Annotated in this window: 11 protein-coding genes, 3 rRNA genes and 1 riboswitch; of the genes, 11 read left to right on the plus strand and 3 right to left on the minus strand. The window is 48.5% G+C overall.

From position 1 onward, the window contains the following. Window positions 1–6: 6 nt before the first annotated feature. The gene (locus tag MKY01_RS03720) at window positions 7–654 is read right to left on the minus strand and encodes a DedA family protein (protein ID WP_100526765.1); all 648 of its coding nucleotides are present in this window, start codon (window positions 652–654) and stop codon (window positions 7–9) included. A 239-nt stretch (window positions 655–893) separates the two neighbouring features. Between MKY01_RS03720 and MKY01_RS03725 the strand changes: the two genes are divergently transcribed. The 4 genes from MKY01_RS03725 (at window position 894) to MKY01_RS03740 (ending at window position 6899) form a co-directional block, all read left to right on the plus strand. After that, complete coding sequence (locus MKY01_RS03725) at window positions 894–2195, plus strand: polysaccharide deacetylase (RefSeq protein ID WP_339285412.1); 1302 nt, start codon at window positions 894–896, stop codon at window positions 2193–2195. Window positions 2196–2297: 102 nt separating this feature from the next. Beyond that, window positions 2298–3287: a MoxR family ATPase gene (locus MKY01_RS03730; RefSeq protein ID WP_076320367.1), complete on the plus strand. Its 990-nt coding sequence runs from the start codon at window positions 2298–2300 to the stop codon at window positions 3285–3287. Continuing rightward, a complete protein-coding gene (locus MKY01_RS03735; protein WP_339285414.1) occupies window positions 3284–4549 on the plus strand; it encodes a DUF58 domain-containing protein in 1266 nt (421 codons plus the stop codon). The genes MKY01_RS03730 and MKY01_RS03735 overlap by 4 nt, the downstream gene beginning before the upstream one ends. Further along, window positions 4536–6899 carry a transglutaminase-like domain-containing protein gene (locus tag MKY01_RS03740; protein ID WP_339285416.1) on the plus strand — a complete coding sequence of 788 codons (2364 nt, stop codon included), beginning with the start codon at window positions 4536–4538 and terminating at the stop codon, window positions 6897–6899. The genes MKY01_RS03735 and MKY01_RS03740 overlap by 14 nt, the downstream gene beginning before the upstream one ends. A gap of 10 nt (window positions 6900–6909) precedes the next feature. Here the strand turns inward: MKY01_RS03740 and MKY01_RS03745 are convergent, their stop codons facing one another. Further along, on the minus strand, window positions 6910–7104 hold the full coding sequence (locus MKY01_RS03745) for a hypothetical protein (protein WP_339285417.1): 195 nt from the start codon (window positions 7102–7104) through the stop codon (window positions 6910–6912). Between the two features lie 174 nt (window positions 7105–7278). Here MKY01_RS03745 and guaA point away from each other — a divergent pair, with 174 nt between their 5' ends. From guaA to rrf, 6 genes are all read left to right on the plus strand, one after another. Further along, entirely contained in the window at window positions 7279–8817 is a 1539-nt protein-coding gene (gene guaA, locus MKY01_RS03750) for a glutamine-hydrolyzing GMP synthase (protein WP_036668199.1), read from the plus strand. 245 nt (window positions 8818–9062) lie between these two features. After that, complete coding sequence (locus tag MKY01_RS03755) at window positions 9063–9314, plus strand: hypothetical protein (protein ID WP_315372375.1); 252 nt, start codon at window positions 9063–9065, stop codon at window positions 9312–9314. A gap of 402 nt (window positions 9315–9716) precedes the next feature. Continuing rightward, window positions 9717–9816, plus strand: a riboswitch (purine riboswitch). Between the two features lie 171 nt (window positions 9817–9987). After that, window positions 9988–11364: an NCS2 family permease gene (locus MKY01_RS03760; RefSeq protein ID WP_076320372.1), complete on the plus strand. Its 1377-nt coding sequence runs from the start codon at window positions 9988–9990 to the stop codon at window positions 11362–11364. Window positions 11365–12122: 758 nt separating this feature from the next. After that, window positions 12123–13675, plus strand: a 16S ribosomal RNA gene (locus tag MKY01_RS03765). A gap of 307 nt (window positions 13676–13982) precedes the next feature. Then, window positions 13983–16910 (plus strand): 23S ribosomal RNA (locus MKY01_RS03770). Window positions 16911–16986: 76 nt separating this feature from the next. Next, window positions 16987–17103, plus strand: a 5S ribosomal RNA gene (gene rrf / locus MKY01_RS03775). Together the 16S, 23S and 5S rRNA genes form the textbook arrangement of a ribosomal RNA operon. A 183-nt stretch (window positions 17104–17286) precedes the next feature. Here the strand turns inward: rrf and MKY01_RS03780 are convergent. Continuing rightward, on the minus strand, window positions 17287–17841 hold the full coding sequence (locus MKY01_RS03780; RefSeq protein ID WP_036668406.1) for an NADPH-dependent FMN reductase: 555 nt from the start codon (window positions 17839–17841) through the stop codon (window positions 17287–17289). A gap of 301 nt (window positions 17842–18142) precedes the next feature. Here MKY01_RS03780 and MKY01_RS03785 point away from each other — a divergent pair, with 301 nt between their 5' ends. Beyond that, window positions 18143–19150 (plus strand): ketoacyl-ACP synthase III, encoded by a 1008-nt coding sequence (locus tag MKY01_RS03785; protein WP_339285419.1) that lies wholly within the window; start codon window positions 18143–18145, stop codon window positions 19148–19150. Window positions 19151–19245: the final 95 nt, after the last annotated feature.

Here is a 19245-nt window from a genome sequence, read left to right on the forward strand (position 1 = left end):
CCGAATTTACTTTTGTCTTTGTCGAACAGGGGCTGGCTTGGATACGGTGGATCTTGCTGCCCATGCTTTGCGGTAACGATAGAACACGGCTGCGATGAGCAATAGGCCGATTCCTCCCACGATATATGCTGCATATTGATGAGCCAGATGGAATACAGCGTTCCACTGAGGGCCAAATATTTTGCCAATGCCCAGAAACAATACAACCCAGAACAGTGCGCCTGAATAGGCGTAGAGAGCGAATTTGCGAAAGGGAACAGCGGCTATGCCCGCGAAATACCCGGTGAAATGCCTTACACCCGGAATGAAATAACCGATGAAGATTAAGGCATTACCATACTTGGCGAACCACTTTTGCGTTTTATCGAGCTTGTCCTGCTTCATCAGAAACCATTTTCCGTATCGTGTTATAAAGGGCAGTCCTGCTTTGGCTCCAATAAAATAAGTGATGGTCATGCCAATCGTTGTTCCCAAAAAAGCCAGTATGGTGAGGATTCCGAAGTCCAGATGCCCCTTGTAGGAGAGAAACCCTGCGTAAGCCATCGTTGTTTCACCAGGAAAGGGAAGTGCGATGAATTCAAGCAACAAGCCAAAAAACAATACGCTGTATCCGTAGGACCCAAACAGATGTTGGATCTTCTCAAGCAATTCCAATAGATTTCACTCTCCTGAATACGGGTGGGAGCATGAATACTCTCCAAGGTGTTTTAATGTGTTCTGCCTGTTCATTATGCTACCTAATCTGAAGCGAAGAATCAATCAGGCTACATAGCAAATTGTGAAAAAATATTAAACAAAATCACGTCTTTTTTCAATGTAGCCTCCATATAATTCTAACAAATCTGCTGAAGTCTATCAGCAAATTACTAGAGACGGTGGAGGTCGATTCATAAATGGTACAGAGACCGGAATTGAGAATCAAGGAAAATGGGGGAAACTCTGCAACAACCATACATATGTTTTTATCTGGACAATGGCATGTCATTCTCATGCGGATTGCGATATTGTTATGTGCATTTGCTGTATATGCAGGCACGGCTTATGCATCTGCTGCTTCCGGCTCAGGTGATCCAATCCCGGAAGATAAGAATACTCAAGACAAGGTAGTTTATCTGAGTTTTGACGATGGACCGGGGAACCATACCCGTGAAGTATTGGATATTTTGCGTAAGGAGAAGGTTTTGGCTACATTTTTTGTACTGGGTGAGCAGGCAGAACGTTATCCCGAGTTAATCCGGGGGCTTGTGGAGGATGGACATGCTTTGGGCAATCATACGTTTAATCATCAATACGAACAGCTGTACAGTGATTTTAAAGTGTTCTGGAAACAGATCAAGCAGACAGAGGAAGTGCTGGAGCGTATTACCGGGTTCCGTCCGAATCTGGTGCGAGCACCAGGCGGTACTTACGGGCATTTTGACCAGAGTTATTTTGATTTGCTCCAACTGGGTGGATACACCGTCATGGACTGGAACGTCGACAGTGGGGATTCCAAGCGTAGAGGTGTTCCGGCCAAAGAGATCCTCAGCAATTCGACCAAAGTACCTGCGGGAGCACGTTCGGTCATTGTCCTGATGCATGACGGTGGTGCACATGCTGAAACGGTAAAAGCACTTCCGGGTATTATCAAATATTATCGTGATCATGGATATCGTTTTGACACCATAAAGAGTACGGATCAACCAGTTCAATTCCGTGTACATCCAGATGGTAAGTATAAGGCCCGCAAGGCGCCAGGAAAGGCCTGGATCGCAGAGCATGTAGAAGCGAACGCGACGTTATGGCTTCCAAGCAAGAAGCTGAAGGTAGAGGTGGGCTTGGCTGCAGCTACCTTGCAACCGGGCGAGTTCCGCATGGAGGGGCAGCGAATCATGGTGCCATTGCGTACTTTCATGAAAAAATTCGGGGGCAGCACTCGCTGGGACTCTGAAACAAGGACGGCCATAGCAGTATGGAAGGAAAGAACGATTCATGCAGACAGTGTGAGCGGAACACTGACAACAACCGGGGCAATTGAAACGGGAGCAGTACAGAGTCAAGGTGGAACCATCTGGGTTCCGTTACGTGAGCTACTGGAGCAGATGGGGTTGAGGGTGAATTCCTTAACCAGTAATGAAGCAGAGTGGACGGTAAAGGCGGGCACTTCCAGATCCATTTCGGCAATGAACAACATATTTATGTATAAAATGATCTGAAGAAAGTCATTCTTGCAGGACTATTCTCTCTACTTCCGGGCAACACTGAATCATAGATTACTATGGTTCAGGAATGCTGATGAACGGAAGGAGATCAGAGAAATGTCTTATATCCGAATGGAACATGAACATGCTGTTGAATTGTTAAACAGGGTCATGAAGCGTGTTGAGAGTGTGATTATTGGCAAAAAAACAGAGATTCGTTATGTCCTTACCGCAATGCTCAGTGGAGGTCATGTACTTCTGGAAGATGTGCCGGGTACCGGGAAAACGATGCTGGTTCGTGCCGTTGCTTCTGCACTGGACTGCTCCATGGGCCGGATTCAATTCACGTCCGATGTCATGCCGGCAGATGTTACGGGCACTTCAATCTATCATCCACATACAGCTGAATTCAAGTTTCGGCCCGGACCCGTCATGTCCAACGTTGTCCTGGCTGATGAAATAAATCGCGCTTCACCACGCACTCAGTCTGCCCTGCTGGAGGCAATGGAGGAACGACGTATTACGGTTGATGGCACAACCTATGCCTTGCCACGCCCGTTCTTTCTGCTGGCGACACAGAACCCGTTACAGTTCGAAGGTACGTACCGTCTGCCTGAAGCGCAGCTGGATCGATTTATCATGAGAATTGGACTGGGGTATCCCGATCCGGAACAGGAATTGGAATTGTTAACCCGCATGCAAGGTAGAGAAGCGATTGATGAACTTCGCCCTGTCCTGCTTGCTGAAGAGGTCGTAGCCATGCAGCGTGAAGTCAAACAGGTACATGTTGATCCGGTCGTCAAACAGTATCTGGTGGCCGTTGCTGTAGCCTCTCGTAGCCTTCCGGCGGTCAGATTGGGCATCAGTCCGCGTGGAACACTGGCCTGGATGGCTGCGGCGCAGTCATTTGCCTATCTTCAAGGGCGCAGTTATGTCATTCCGGATGATGTGAAAGAGGTAGCTGTGCCTGTCCTTTCCCACCGTATTCAATTGAAGGCCCAGAACAGAGCGGAGGTTTGGGGGCAAGTACAAGTCATTGAAGAAGCTTTGTCATCGGTCCCGGTACCTGTACAGATGGCATCACAGGGAAGGGGACGGAGGCAATGACTGCGCTGGGACATCGGATTGTGAGTGCTGTCTTGGTGGTGGGTTTTGCTTCCTTGTATCAGTGGCATGGGGGCAAAGCGGCGTTGTTTCTATCTGTCATAGCTTTCTTGATGTTCACAGGAGGTCTGCTTCTCCATTGGTTCGGACCCCGGCGTATTCACATCCGTCGGAAAATACACACGAACCGGATTGAGGCAGGCGAGCAGGTACGGGTTCTGGTCGAACTGGAATTCAATTGCCGTATTCCATTGTTATGGATCGTTCTGTGTGAGAACACACCTGCAGGTGTTCATCGCAAATTGATTTTCCCGGGAACACGGCGACAATTTTCCTATCAATATGAATGTTCCGGGTTACGCAGAGGAGTCTACAGTTGGGATACGGGCAGATTGTATTGGGGTGATATGTTTGGCTGGAATACCCTCTCCGCAGAGACCGCGGGAGGTACCCCCTTGATTGTTGTTCCTCAAGCAATAGCTTGGGGGAAGGGTGATTCGGTAGAATTCGCAGCGATGATCGAAGGGACTCTGTCAGAGCGAAGAAATAGCCAGGGTAACCGTAGCCCTGAGTTCCGTGAATATCAGCAGGGTGACCCACTGGGACGAGTTCATTGGAAAAGTACAGCCAAAACGGGAAAACTTCAGACCTTTCTGCCTGATACCACGGATCTGGCTTCGCTCGGCATCCTTGTGTATGAAGGCGCGTCAGGTTATGACGTAAAACAACAGGAGAACATGGATGCACCTGCTTTTGAACGAGTGGTTCGTGCAGCTGCCCGCTGGATTCATACCGCTGAACGGGATGACATTCCTTATCATCTGTGGATGGAAGGCGGCGATAAGAACTATGATGCACAAGATCAATGGAAACATGGGCCGTTCCATGCAGATGATGAGAATCATGGACTGGACAAGTTAGCGGGGGCACGAATATCCAAAGCACAATCAGGCTCTGTTTCGCTTCGAACGGAGATGCTGGATGGACTAACGAGCGGGTCGCGAATTGTGGTTCTCACAGGTAAGATGGATCAGGTTCTGGCCGAATGGATCATAACTGCAATCGGGTCGGGTTATCGTGTAGAGGTGCAATTGACTGAAGCAAACCAGGACCAATTAGGATCAACGGATAGATTGATGAATGGATTGGGATATGACAGCTTAAGTTTGGAGCGGCTTCGTCACAGCGGGGTGCCGATCCACGCGGTTACAGACGTTGCGTTATCTTCATTGGGAAAGGTGGAGGTAACGGATGTGGGAGCGTAATGGTAACCAGCAACCCAATTCCACTGTGGCCGACTTAGAGTCAACGGACCGTACGAGAATAGAATCGGCCTATTCTGTATATAAAACTGTGAACCAGAATTCTGTGACGGACATAAAGGATGAGGGATGTGTTAGCGTACCTGTCCTGTACAAAATTTTTATTTCGGCCATTTTACTTATACTGTCTCTGGAGTGGATATATCCTGTTACATCAACAGATCAGCAGGGCAGTGAACGGTTCTTGTCTGTAATGGCGGGATTAACGGGAGCATTGTTGCTCGCGGGGTTAATTCGTACAGGATGGATCACCGGAGTACTGATCCGATTATTCATTGCACTCGCTGCTTTATGTCTGATGTACGGAGGAAGTGATCCTGTCCGTTGGGCGGTTGCATACCCGGGAATACTTTCAGCGGATATGGACACGTTTATAAATAACTGGCGATTCCACTCGATTAGTACAGAAACGAGAGGTTTGTTCATGATGTGCGGCTGGAGCATGCTCATGGCTTCTGTGCAATCCCTTGTATTGTTACGTCGAAGCGTTATGCTGTTTGGCAGTGCAACACTGCTCTATTTGCTTTTGCTTGAATCCTTTGCGGGGCTGGAAGTGTATGCTTCTGTAATACGGTCTGTCCTATGGACTTTTCTTATTCAGGCTCTGCTCCAGCTACTACGTCTCAATGGAGGAGTCACGACTCCGAGTTATCGCGGCAGCCCCTATGGCCGTTGGAGTGCAGTAACTATCGTTGCTTCCGCAGGTATGGTGTTTCTCTCAGCGTTACCTGGCCAGTTTGCTTCCATTCCTCAACCGGAACGCATATCTTTGGAGCAGATGGGTGAACGCCTAGCTCGCTGGGCAGGTTATACACAGCACAGTAGTATCCCTGCTGCAACGGCAGTCACGGGATATAGCACAGCGGACGCGCCTATGGGAGCACCGTTGGTGCAGGGCAACTCCATCTTTTTTATAGCAAAGAGTCCAAAAGTGACGTATTGGCGAGGGGAGACCCGTTCATATTATAACGGTAGTACTTGGAGTGATCCGGGTCAAAGCTTCGAAACGGCAAGTCCATCCGGAATGCTGCGTGCTGATGGTTGGGAGAATCCAACCTATTGGAGTCGTATTCGCCAAACTGTCATGATGCAGCGAGAGTGGAAAGGACCAAATCCTCTCTTTACCGGGGGCATACCGGTTAACGTATCGTTCCAGGATAAGAACAAGGATAATCAGGAAAACATGTTTTCTTTGCTGTCTAATCGCGATTCGGCAACATTGTGGCTCGCGAGCTCAGGGAACGATAAGATGGTTAAACATTATTCGGCAGACGTCATGGTTCCTGTCGCAACACCTGAACAGTTACGTCTTCTTGAGGAAACGAATAAAGGGAAAGATCCGGCAGCCATTCGGAGGGACTATCTGCAATTGCCTGCATCACTCCCTGGTCGAGTGCAGACGCTTGCCAAGGAAATCATTCAAGGCAGTGAGACCCGGTATGACGCTGTGCAGGCCGTCAAGACTTATCTGGCTGCTCATGCCGAGTATACGTTGGATACCCGTATGCCACCGCGTGGAACAGATTTTGTGGACGATTTTTTATTCGTCACCCGGCAGGGGTATTGCAATCATTTCTCCACAGCCATGATTGTGTTGCTGCGTGCAGAGGGCATCCCCGCACGCTGGGTTAAAGGTTTTGGCCCCGGAGTTGCTGACCCGAATGTGCCCAGTCAGTATGTGATTTCACAGGGAGATGCACATTCCTGGGTAGAGGTATATTTTCCAGGTGCAGGCTGGATGCCGTTTGAGGCCACGCCAGGCTTCACCATGGCGCAAGGCGCGGGCGAAAGTGTCGCAGCGCTCGCCGGGCCGCAGTCTGTTGCGGAGACTCCGCCGTATATGAGCGGCGGATTGGCTAACGCGGGCGCATGGCTGCTCGCCCGCGCACGGGCCATTGCCGCGGAGCCATGGCTCGCGGCAGCCCTTGTGACAGCGGCCCTGCTGGGCGCCGCTGCTCTGGTCCGCATGCGGCGGCTACGCCCCGCGCTGCGGTTAGGGCTGCTGCTGGCGTGGCCACGCAGCAGCTTTCCAGACCGCGAGCGGTTGCTGCGCGCCGCCGCTCCGGTCTGGGCCGCGCTCGCGCGCCGGTACGGCCCGCGGCCGCCGGGTATGACGCTGCGTGAATATGCAGCGTCACCGGCTTTGGCCGCAGGCGCGGACGGCGCGGACATCGCGCGGTTTGCAGCCGACTGGGAACGGCTGCTGTACGGGCCAGACCGTCCGCTGCGCGCGGACAGTCTGAACTTCCTGCGCCGGGCACTTCGTTTGGCCCGGCGGTTGCAGGCGTTGTAACACCAGGATGTTACAACGTTACACCAAAGATGCGAAGCAGCTGCCATACAATCGCTATCGCTTTCCAATAGAGCTTGGCCACTTGTGGGCAGATGAAGATCGCCATTGCTGGCGCACTGTTATCTAAATGCAGCGTTTGGTTCATCGCTGAATGCCATACATAAGACGCCTTTCGCGCTGCGCTGCGAATGAGGCGTCTTTCCACGATCATACACTTGAACCAGCATCTTGCTACCAAGCTTTTCTATTCGAAATTTCATATTTAGAGGCATTTGGTAATCCTGTTTTGATATGTCGAAAAAAGGAGTTTCGCCTTTCCTTGACGGTATGTTTTGTCGTTGCGTATAATTAGTTTCATTGAATTGAGGGAGGCACGGTTATGAATAAACAGAATGAAATTGTAGTTGTCCTTGACTTCGGGGGTCAATACAATCAGTTAATCGCCAGAAGAATCCGGGATCTTGGCGTATACAGCGAGCTTTTGCCGTATAACACACCGGCGGAAAAGATCGCAGAAATAGCACCAAAAGGAATCGTATTTTCAGGTGGTCCGTCCAGCGTATACGCTGAGAATGCTCCACACGTGGACCCAGGTGTCTATGACCTGGGCTTGCCAATCTTCGGTATCTGCTACGGAATGCAGCTTATGGCCCAGCAACTCGAAGGTAAAGTAGAGCGTTCCGAGAAGCGAGAGTACGGTAAAGCAGACCTTGAGTTTGCCGCTGGATCTACATTGGCAAAAGGCATTGAAGGCGAACATACGGTATGGATGAGTCACGGTGACCACGTGGTTACACTTCCTCCAGGTTTCAAACTGGATGCAGGCACGGAAAGTGCGCCAATCGCTGCCATGAGCGACGATGAGCGTAAATTGTATGCTGTTCAGTTCCATCCGGAAGTACGTCACTCTGTTCGCGGTAACGACATGATTCGTAACTTCCTGTTCGAAGTTTGTGGTTGCGAAGGCAACTGGACGATGGAGACATTCATCGATGACACGATCAAAGACATTCGTGAAAAAGTTGGCGACAGTAAAGTACTGTGTGCGCTTAGCGGCGGTGTAGATTCTTCCGTTGTAGCTGCATTGCTTCACAAAGCCATTGGTGATCAACTGACATGTATGTTTATCGACCATGGTCTGTTGCGTAAAGGCGAAGCAGAAAGTGTAATGGAGACGTTTGTCGGCAAATTCGACATGAAAGTTGTCAAAATTGATGCTCAGGAGCGCTTCATGTCCAAACTGGCTGGCGTGGATGATCCAGAACAAAAACGTAAAATCATCGGTAACGAGTTTATTTACGTATTTGATGAAGAGTCCAAGCAGTTCGATGATTTTGCATTCCTGGCGCAAGGTACACTGTATACGGACATCGTAGAAAGTGGTACAGCGACTGCACAGACCATCAAATCCCACCACAACGTGGGCGGTCTGCCTGAGGACATGAACTTCAAACTGATCGAGCCACTGAGCACGTTGTTCAAGGATGAAGTACGTAAAGTCGGTACCGAGTGTGGCTTGCCGGACGAAATTGTACACCGTCAGCCGTTCCCTGGTCCAGGTCTTGCAATTCGTGTGCTTGGTGAGGTTACTGAAGAGAAACTTACCATCGTTCGTGATTCAGACTACATCCTGCGTGAAGAGATTGCCAAAGCCGGTCTCGACCGCGAAATCTGGCAGTACTTCACAGCCCTGCCTAACATGAAGAGTGTCGGCGTTATGGGTGATGCGCGTACGTATTCCTACACAGTAGGTATCCGTGCTGTAACATCCATCGACGGTATGACTGCGGACTGGGCACGTATTCCTTGGGATGTGCTGGAGAAAATCTCCGTACGGATCGTTAACGAAGTTGATAACGTAAACCGTATCGTCTATGACGTAACTTCCAAACCACCTGCAACAATCGAGTGGGAATAGGGTATAGACTCTTAACGATAGATTATAAAAAATGCTCTTTTATCTGCGGTATTTCGCAAATAAAAGGGCGTTTTTTTATTAAAAAGAATATTGTGATCAAATTTTTGTAGGGCTACTTTTTTTACAAGTAATAAACTTTCAAAATTAATCCCATTTTAAAGTTGACTTCATGATCCTTTCAGGTCGGGCCTGTACAATAAGTACATACTAAGAGCTATATGGCTACTGAAAGGAGAATTGAATGTATGCGTAAAACCGACTATATGAGCAAATGGAAGATGGGCATTGGAAGTGCGTTTCTGATGGTGATGCTGGCAGGATGCGGTTCAGGTATGCAAGATCTGGCTTCCGGTTCGGGGGACTTTCCATTTGTGAATTTAGAGGCAGCGGATGCTTCTTCCGATCAGACCAGCAACCAGGAGTTATCCTCTGACACAACAACGAACACAAATCAGGAACAACAAGATATACAGGATACTCCGCAGACAGAGATTTAATTAACATAGGACTGATCCGGTAAAAAGTAGTTCCGGCGTATGTCGCAAGTTGCTCCATATACCTAATGAGTATAAGTCTTCGGAATACGAGATATCGTTATTCCTTGATCATCATTCACCTGATTGCTAAAACGCATCAGAAATATAAGCTAGCCTGATTAGAGCGCTTCTCGCCCACTGATCAGGCTAGCTTTTTATGTTATCCTGCGGAACTTTCAGTCTGAAAGAATGGACATATCCCATTGAGATTACACCGAAAAAAGCGTATTCAATTGGGTTGTAAACCGCTGAACTGGTTCAATCTGTTAAATAATACGAACGATATTATAAAAGGGGGATATTAATATTCGTTTTTCTCATTGACAAAAACATACTGCCCTCCTAAAATAGTGATGGGAAACAAACAAATAGCGCATACTTATTCGTATAATCCTGGGGATTGGCCCGGGAGTCTCTACGAGATCACCCTAATGATCTGGCTACGAAGAGGAGAAGGCTAAGCACATGAATTCTACATGATTGCGGGGACATCACGCACATTAGAATTTTTTTTGTTCTTAGTAAAGGCATCGTGCCACTCCTTGTCAGCTGAACCCTGGGTGAAGAATCTTCATCAGGGTCATTTGTCGTTTTTCAATATGGCTTCAACATCTCTAAGGGGGAGTTAGTAATTATGGATCGTTTCTTTAAATTAAAAGAAAACGGAACAAACGTTAGAACGGAGATTGTTGCAGGTCTCACTACGTTTATGACAATGGCTTACATTCTTTTTGTAAATACGTTGTTCTTGGGTCAAGCCGGTGCGGGGATGTCAGATAATGCAGTATTCTTTGCAACAGCCGTCGGCGCCGGATTAATGACTATTATTATGGGATTGTTCGTGAATATTCCGATCGCACTTGCACCAGGTATGGGGCTGAATGCGTACTTCATGACTGTCGTTCTAAGTTCGAATGGAGCGATTACTTGGCAAGCAGCTCTCGGAGCGGTATTCCTTTCCGGTATCGTGTTCATTATTTTGACCGTGACGAAGATTCGTCAAATGTTGCTGGTTGCGGTTCCGCAGTCAATCAAAATGGCCATTACGGTGGGTATCGGTCTCTTTATTACCATTATTGGTTTCAAACTTGCTAATCTCGTTGCTGTAACAGTCAATGTTGCACCAGACGCAGATCTGAGTCAGCCGATTCCAGGTAGTAGTTTTAATCTGTCATTGGGTAACTTTATAACACATCACGATGCGTTGCTGGCCCTGATTGGTTTGCTCCTTATTGCTATTCTGATGGTTATGCGCGTCAAAGGCGCTCTGCTGATCGGGATCGTAGCAACAACGCTGATTGGTATTCCGATGGGCGTTACAAATCTGAGTGGTCTTTCAGGCGCAAGCTGGTTGCCTAATTTCAGTGATCTGGCGGTTGGACAGCTGGATTTGAAAGGTGCCATCAGTCTCGGATTGTTCGAGATCATCTTCATCTTTACCTTCGTTGAATTGTTCGACACGTTTGGTACGATGGTAGGTACTGCAACACGTATGGGGATTATGAAGGATAAGAAAAAAGGCGAGAAAACGATCGGTAAAGCTATGCTCGTCGATGCAGTTGGTGTCAGCGCAGGTGCTGCACTAGGTACAAGTACCATTACGGCATACGTTGAAAGTGCTTCAGGTGTTGAGGCAGGTGGACGTACAGGACTGACTTCGGTAACAACAGGTTTGTTGTTCATTTTGGCCCTGTTTATCGCACCGCTTGCGCTGGTTGTTCCATCCGCTGCGACGGCTCCGGCATTGATCATCGTGGGTGTACTTATGATGAGTCAAGTGCGCAGCATTGAGTGGGATGATTTCCTGCAAGCTTTCCCTGCATTCCTTACCATTGTATTGATGCCTTTCACAGGTGGAATCGCAAACGGGATCTCCGCAGGTATCGTATCTTATGTGATTCTGGCGGTGTTCAGTAACTTGGTTACAGAGCGTAAAGTGAAAATTCACTGGCTTATGTGGATTTTGGCGCTCATTGTAGTTTGCAGATACGTATTTATTGGCGGGGAGTAAGCGTACATTAGGTTTAATGAAGAATACGGAGATAAGTTTGTTACCTTATATATGAAAGAAGCGGAAGCCACGGGATTAGACCCGGAGCTTTCGCTTTTTTTGTATTCTTTTCTTGAGCAAAATGAATTTCAAAAATGTTTTCCTTCTATATAGAAGGAATGAGTATAATGTTCTATGATCTGTTGGTTGTTTAACCGATGAAATCATCGGTTAATAGATTCTATAACGCGATGAGTCTGTACTGTATACAACTTGATTTCTCTATAATTGGATTAGGAATTATATGAAAAACCTTTTTTAATTACTCCGATCATTAAAGTTAGTGCGCAGATGTATCATTTAGCCGGCTATAAGGAGATACTTGTTAAAAGGACTACAGGGTGCTCATTTTATAAGAATTTAATGTTTATCGAAAAAAGACTTGCGTTCCATAACTGTACATGGTATATTCTATTTCCGGCCAAAAAAACACGAGATACACGGTGCGGCAAGTGATTGAAATAAGCTTCGAAAGAAACTTAAAAAAAGAGCTTGCAAAGTTGGTTCGGACATGATATTATATAAGAGTTGCTGAAGAGAACAACATTCGGTAACAAAACGAGTTTGATCTTTGAAAACTGAACAACGAGTGAGTAAACATTCTGCTTGCAGAATGAACGCGAAAGTTTGAGACAAGCCTTGGCTTGAATCGACTGGAGCACAAATGAGATTTTTAATCTCGTCAGATTCAAAATGAGCTTATCGCTCTTTTCAATACTTTATTGGAGAGTTTGATCCTGGCTCAGGACGAACGCTGGCGGCATGCCTAATACATGCAAGTCGAGCGGAGTTGATAGGAAGCTTGCTTTCTTGATACTTAGCGGCGGACGGGTGAGTAACACGTAGGCAACCTGCCCTCAAGTTTGGGACAACTACCGGAAACGGTAGCTAATACCGAATAATTGTTTTCTTCGCCTGAAGGAAACTGGAAAGACGGAGCAATCTGTCACTTGGGGATGGGCCTGCGGCGCATTAGCTAGTTGGTGAGGTAACGGCTCACCAAGGCGACGATGCGTAGCCGACCTGAGAGGGTGATCGGCCACACTGGGACTGAGACACGGCCCAGACTCCTACGGGAGGCAGCAGTAGGGAATCTTCCGCAATGGGCGAAAGCCTGACGGAGCAATGCCGCGTGAGTGATGAAGGTTTTCGGATCGTAAAGCTCTGTTGCCAGGGAAGAACGCTTGGGAGAGTAACTGCTCTCAAGGTGACGGTACCTGAGAAGAAAGCCCCGGCTAACTACGTGCCAGCAGCCGCGGTAATACGTAGGGGGCAAGCGTTGTCCGGAATTATTGGGCGTAAAGCGCGCGCAGGCGGTCATTTAAGTCTGGTGTTTAATCCCGGGGCTCAACCCCGGATCGCACTGGAAACTGGGTGACTTGAGTGCAGAAGAGGAGAGTGGAATTCCACGTGTAGCGGTGAAATGCGTAGATATGTGGAGGAACACCAGTGGCGAAGGCGACTCTCTGGGCTGTAACTGACGCTGAGGCGCGAAAGCGTGGGGAGCAAACAGGATTAGATACCCTGGTAGTCCACGCCGTAAACGATGAGTGCTAGGTGTTAGGGGTTTCGATACCCTTGGTGCCGAAGTTAACACATTAAGCACTCCGCCTGGGGAGTACGGTCGCAAGACTGAAACTCAAAGGAATTGACGGGGACCCGCACAAGCAGTGGAGTATGTGGTTTAATTCGAAGCAACGCGAAGAACCTTACCAGGTCTTGACATCTGAATGACCGGTGCAGAGATGTACCTTTTCTTCGGAACATTCAAGACAGGTGGTGCATGGTTGTCGTCAGCTCGTGTCGTGAGATGTTGGGTTAAGTCCCGCAACGAGCGCAACCCTTATATTTAGTTGCCAGCATTTCGGATGGGCACTCTAGATAGACTGCCGGTGACAAACCGGAGGAAGGTGGGGATGACGTCAAATCATCATGCCCCTTATGACCTGGGCTACACACGTACTACAATGGCCGGTACAACGGGCTGCGAAATCGCGAGATGGAGCCAATCCCAACAAAGCCGGTCTCAGTTCGGATTGCAGGCTGCAACTCGCCTGCATGAAGTCGGAATTGCTAGTAATCGCGGATCAGCATGCCGCGGTGAATACGTTCCCGGGTCTTGTACACACCGCCCGTCACACCACGAGAGTTTATAACACCCGAAGTCGGTGGGGTAACCGCAAGGAGCCAGCCGCCGAAGGTGGGATAGATGATTGGGGTGAAGTCGTAACAAGGTAGCCGTATCGGAAGGTGCGGCTGGATCACCTCCTTTCTATGGAGAATCGTTTCCTGCAACGGAAACATTCAAATACGCAGCTTAGCTGCAAAACACTCACTCGTTGTTCGGTTTTGAGAGCTCAAACTCTCAAAACAGCTTGCTTTTGCATGGAGCTTGTTCTTTGAAAACTAGATATCGAAACGAAACAAACGCGAATTAGAACATTCCTTTTTAGCTGAACTTGTGTTAAACAAGTTTCAATAAAAACGGTAGATTGCACGTACGATGGTATCGAATGGGAGCGACTTTTGGCTTTGCGTAAGCAAAACAAGGGAAGCGAGCAGTCGAAACCGGAGCACGAGGTTAAGCTACTAAGAGCACACGGAGGATGCCTAGGCGCTAGGAGCCGATGAAGGACGTGGCGAACAACGAAACTGCCTCGGGGAGCTGTAAGCAAGCTTTGATCCGGGGGTGTCCGAATGGGGAAACCCAGCTGGGGTAATTTCCAGTTACTCATAACTGAATACATAGGTTATGCAGAGGCATACCAGGGGAACTGAAACATCTAAGTACCCTGAGGAAGAGAAAACAATAGTGATTCCGTCAGTAGCGGCGAGCGAACGCGGAGAAGCCCAAACCAAAGAGCTTGCTCTTTGGGGTTGTGGGACGTCTCACATGGAGTTACAAAGGAACCGGTTAAGCGAAGAGGTCTGGAAAGGCCCGCCAAAGAAGGTAAAAGCCCTGTAGTTGAAAGTCTGTTCCCTCCGAGACGGATCCCGAGTAGTGCGGGGCACGTGAAACCCCGTATGAATCCGGCAGGACCATCTGCCAAGGCTAAATACTTCCTAGCGACCGATAGTGAAGCAGTACCGTGAGGGAAAGGTGAAAAGCACCCCGGAAGGGGAGTGAAATAGAACCTGAAACCGTGTGCTTACAAAAAGTCAGAGCCCGTTTTAGGGGTGATGGCGTGCCTTTTGTAGAATGAACCGGCGAGTTACGTTCCCGTGCAAGGTTAAGGTGAAGAGCCGGAGCCGCAGCGAAAGCGAGTCTGAATAGGGCGACTTAGTACGTGGACGTAGACCCGAAACCGGGTGATCTACCCCTGTCCAGGGTGAAGGTGCGGTAACACGCACTGGAGGCCCGAACCCACGCATGTTGAAAAATGCGGGGATGAGGTGGGGGTAGCGGAGAAATTCCAATCGAACTCGGAGATAGCTGGTTCTCCCCGAAATAGCTTTAGGGCTAGCCTCGGAAAACAGAGTCGTGGAGGTAGAGCACTGATTGGGTGCGGGGCCCGCAAGGGTTACCAAGCTCAGTCAAACTCCGAATGCCATAGACTTACTTCCGGGAGTCAGACAGTGAGTGCTAAGATCCATTGTCAAAAGGGAAACAGCCCAGACCATCAGCTAAGGTCCCCAAGTGTGTGTTAAGTGGGAAAGGATGTGGAGTTGCACAGACAACCAGGATGTTGGCTTAGAAGCAGCCATCATTGAAAGAGTGCGTAATAGCTCACTGGTCGAGTGACTCTGCGCCGAAAATGTAACGGGGCTAAACACACCACCGAAGCTATGGCTTGATGCTTTGCATCAGGGGTAGGGGAGCGTTGTATAAGGGTTGAAGGTGTACCGTAAGGAGCGCTGGACATTATACAAGTGAGAATGCCGGTATGAGTAACGAAAAGATCAGTGAGAATCTGATCCGCCGAAAGCCTAAGGGTTCCTGAGGAAGGCTCGTCCGCTCAGGGTAAGTCGGGACCTAAGGCGAGGCCGAAAGGCGTAGTCGAAGGACAACAGGTCGAAATTCCTGTACCACCGTAAGCCGTTATGAGCAATGGGGGGACGCAGTAGGGTAGTGACGCGGACTGATGGATGTCCGTCTAAGCAGTAAGGCTGATGTGTAGGCAAATCCGCACATTGTAAGGCTGAGCTGTGATGGGGAGCGAAAATTATAGTAGCGAAGGTCATGATCTCACACTGCCAAGAAAAGCCTCTAGCCAGGTGATGGTGCCCGTACCGCAAACCGACACAGGTAGGCGAGAAGAGTATTCTAAGGCGCGCGGAAGAACTCTCGTTAAGGAACTCGGCAAAATGACCCCGTAACTTCGGGAGAAGGGGTGCCCCGGTAGTGTGAATAGCACGAGGGGGCCGCAGTGAAAAGGCCCAAGCGACTGTTTAGCAAAAACACAGGTCTGTGCGAAGCCGTAAGGCGAAGTATACGGGCTGACGCCTGCCCGGTGCTGGAAGGTTAAGGGGAGTGGTTAGGGAGCAATCCCGAAGCTGTGAACCGAAGCCCCAGTAAACGGCGGCCGTAACTATAACGGTCCTAAGGTAGCGAAATTCCTTGTCAGGTAAATTCTGACCCGCACGAATGGCGTAACGACTTGGGCGCTGTCTCAACGAGAGATCCGGTGAAATTTTAATACCTGTGAAGATGCAGGTTACCCGCGACAAGACGGAAAGACCCCATGGAGCTTTACTGCAGCTTGATATTGAATTTGGGTACGATCTGTACAGGATAGGTGGGAGCCTTTGAAGTGTGAGCGCCAGCTTGCATGGAGGCAACGTTGGGATACCACCCTGATCGTATCTAGGTTCTAACCTGGTACCGTAATCCGGTGCGGGGACAGTGTCAGGTGGGCAGTTTGACTGGGGCGGTCGCCTCCTAAAGAGTAACGGAGGCGCCCAAAGGTTCCCTCAGAATGGTTGGAAATCATTCGAAGAGTGCAAAGGCATAAGGGAGCTTGACTGCGAGACCTACAAGTCGAGCAGGGACGAAAGTCGGGCTTAGTGATCCGGTGGTACCGCATGGAAGGGCCATCGCTCAACGGATAAAAGCTACCCTGGGGATAACAGGCTTATCTCCCCCAAGAGTCCACATCGACGGGGAGGTTTGGCACCTCGATGTCGGCTCATCGCATCCTGGGGCTGAAGTAGGTCCCAAGGGTTGGGCTGTTCGCCCATTAAAGCGGTACGCGAGCTGGGTTCAGAACGTCGTGAGACAGTTCGGTCCCTATCTGTCGTGGGCGTAGGAAATTTGAGAGGAGCTGTCCTTAGTACGAGAGGACCGGGATGGACGTACCGCTGGTGTACCAGTTGTTCCGCCAGGAGCACCGCTGGGTAGCTATGTACGGACGGGATAAACGCTGAAAGCATCTAAGCGTGAAGCCCCCCTCAAGATGAGATTTCCCAGTATGTAAGACCCCTTGAAGACGACGAGGTAGATAGGCTGGGGGTGGAAGTGCAGCAATGCATGGAGCTGACCAGTACTAATCGGTCGAGGGCTTATCCAATAGCAAGTGATAATTCGCATGTTTCGTTTCGAATCTAGTTTTCAGAGAGCAACAACTCTGAAATGTAAGCTACGCGTTTGGTGGCGATGGCGGAGGGGTTCCACACGTACCCATCCCGAACACGACCGTTAAGCCCTCTAGCGCCGATGGTACTTGGACCGCAGGGTCCTGGGAGAGTAGGACGCCGCCAAGCAATCTAAAGACACACTTGATGATATCGAGTGTGTCTTTTTTATTTTAATCCTAAATACTTATATAAATCTTAACAGCCCTGGTAAATAACCAAGGCTGTTTACTATTTCAATATTTATGAGAATGTTAAATAACTTTAAAAGGATCATTTCTTCTCTATCATCGATTTAAGTACAACATCTGTCTATACTTTCATTTGGTTGCAAGCCTCCCCAAGGATTGTAAGGGAGTTCTGCAATGCATGCTGGGTTTCCGAATCAATGATGACGCCTTGTTTGTTCATTTTCAATGTAATATGAGGAATGGTTAAACAGCCCTCCTGTAGAACTTGTGCATTAATCATGTTTAGTGTGAGCAATAAGGAAGCATGGGCTTTGTCACCTCCCATGGGGCTTGGGGAAGCAGCAATGACAATGGTGGGTTTATTGAGCCATTCTCCAGAAGATACAACCCAATCTAGTGCGTTTTTTAAGACCCCAGGAACGCCGTTTCCATACTCTGGCGTGCAGATAAGGACACCGTCCGAATGCTTAAGTTGGGCTCTCAAGTTCTGTACGGACACTGGACCCTCCTCGACATCGAGGTCAGGGTTAAAATGTGGCAGATCATTTAATCCATCATATACTTCAAACTTAAGGTTAGTGTGAGCCAGTTTAATCATGGCGTGCATTAGTAACGTATTGGAGGACTGATTGCGCAGACTTCCGGAAATGGCAAGGATATTTAATTCTTTTTTCATGGATATAGATCAACTCTATTCTTTAGTAATGTAGGGCAATTTGTTTATTTTCCTCCTGTTTGAATGAGCTGTCTATAAAAAACGCATATAATTAAGGCATTCTTCATGTTAGTCAGGGAATATCCACAATTCTTCATCGAAAATGCATGCCATCGTTTGTATTACTCTGGGTAATAGAATGAAGAGATCACTTTAAAATAAACAACTAACGAAAGAATCATAATAAATATTTTATAAAATTAGTACCAAGTACTAAGACTTAGTGCTATAATGGTAAAAAACAAGTGAGGTGACTACCGGTATGAAGCATCAATCAAAGGCAACCATCACGGCAATGGGGACATATGTACCGGATCGAATATTAACGAATGCTGATCTGGAGAAATTGGTCGAGACAAGTGACGAATGGATTGTACAGCGTACTGGTATGAGAGAACGGCGAATTGCAGCTGAAGATCAATTTGTATCTGACCTGGCTACGAAGGCTGTAGAAGATATGATACATCGTTATGATGTAAGTGTAGAAGATGTGGATATGATCCTTGTGGCTACAAGTACACCTGAATATGCTTTCCCAAGTACGGCATCCAGAGTACAGGCTAATCTTAAGATCCCACACACGGGTGTACTGGATTTAAATGCTGCATGCGCAGGTTTTACCTACGGATTACAGCTAGCCGACAGTCTGGTGACCAGTGGAATGTACCGCAAAGTACTGGTAGTTGGAGCAGAGACATTATCCAAAATTACGGATTACACAGACCGCACGACTTGTGTACTGTTTGGTGATGGAGCGGGGGCCTTCTTGGTGGAGAGATCATCGGGTGCTGAAGGTGACTTTATGGCAGCCATATCAGGTACACATGGAGAAGGCGGTGTACATCTCTATAAGAGTGGTCTGTCTTCGGAGATGAATGGTGTGCCTTTACAGGGCGAAGGTTGTTTAGTTCAGAATGGGCGAGAGATTTATAAGTGGGCTGTACGGACGATTCCAGAGCAATTGGGTAAACTTATAACGAAAGCTGAATTAAGCCCTGACCAGATTGACTGGTTTGTCCCGCATAGTGCCAACATGAGAATGATTGAAGCTGTTTGCGAACGTGGTCCGGTTCCTTTGGAACGTACTTTAACCAGTGTCGAGTATCGGGGGAACACATCTGCCGCTTCCATTCCGCTGGCGCTACAGCTTGCAGTGGATGAAGGGAAATTGAAAGAAGGACAGAACGTAGCTCTCTTTGGCTTTGGCGGTGGTCTGACGTACGCAGGTCTGGTGCTGAAATGGGGCGTGCCAGACAAGGTTCAGGAATGAGTAACATCCGACGGTATGCAACATAAAAATAAATAGAGAACATAAAAGAGACCACCCAAACTTCATGCTGTCATGAAGAAGGTGGTCTCTTTAGT

The sequence above is a fragment of the Paenibacillus sp. FSL R5-0486 genome (assembly GCF_037975155.1).
Taxonomy (GTDB): Bacteria; Bacillota; Bacilli; order Paenibacillales; family Paenibacillaceae; genus Paenibacillus; species Paenibacillus amylolyticus.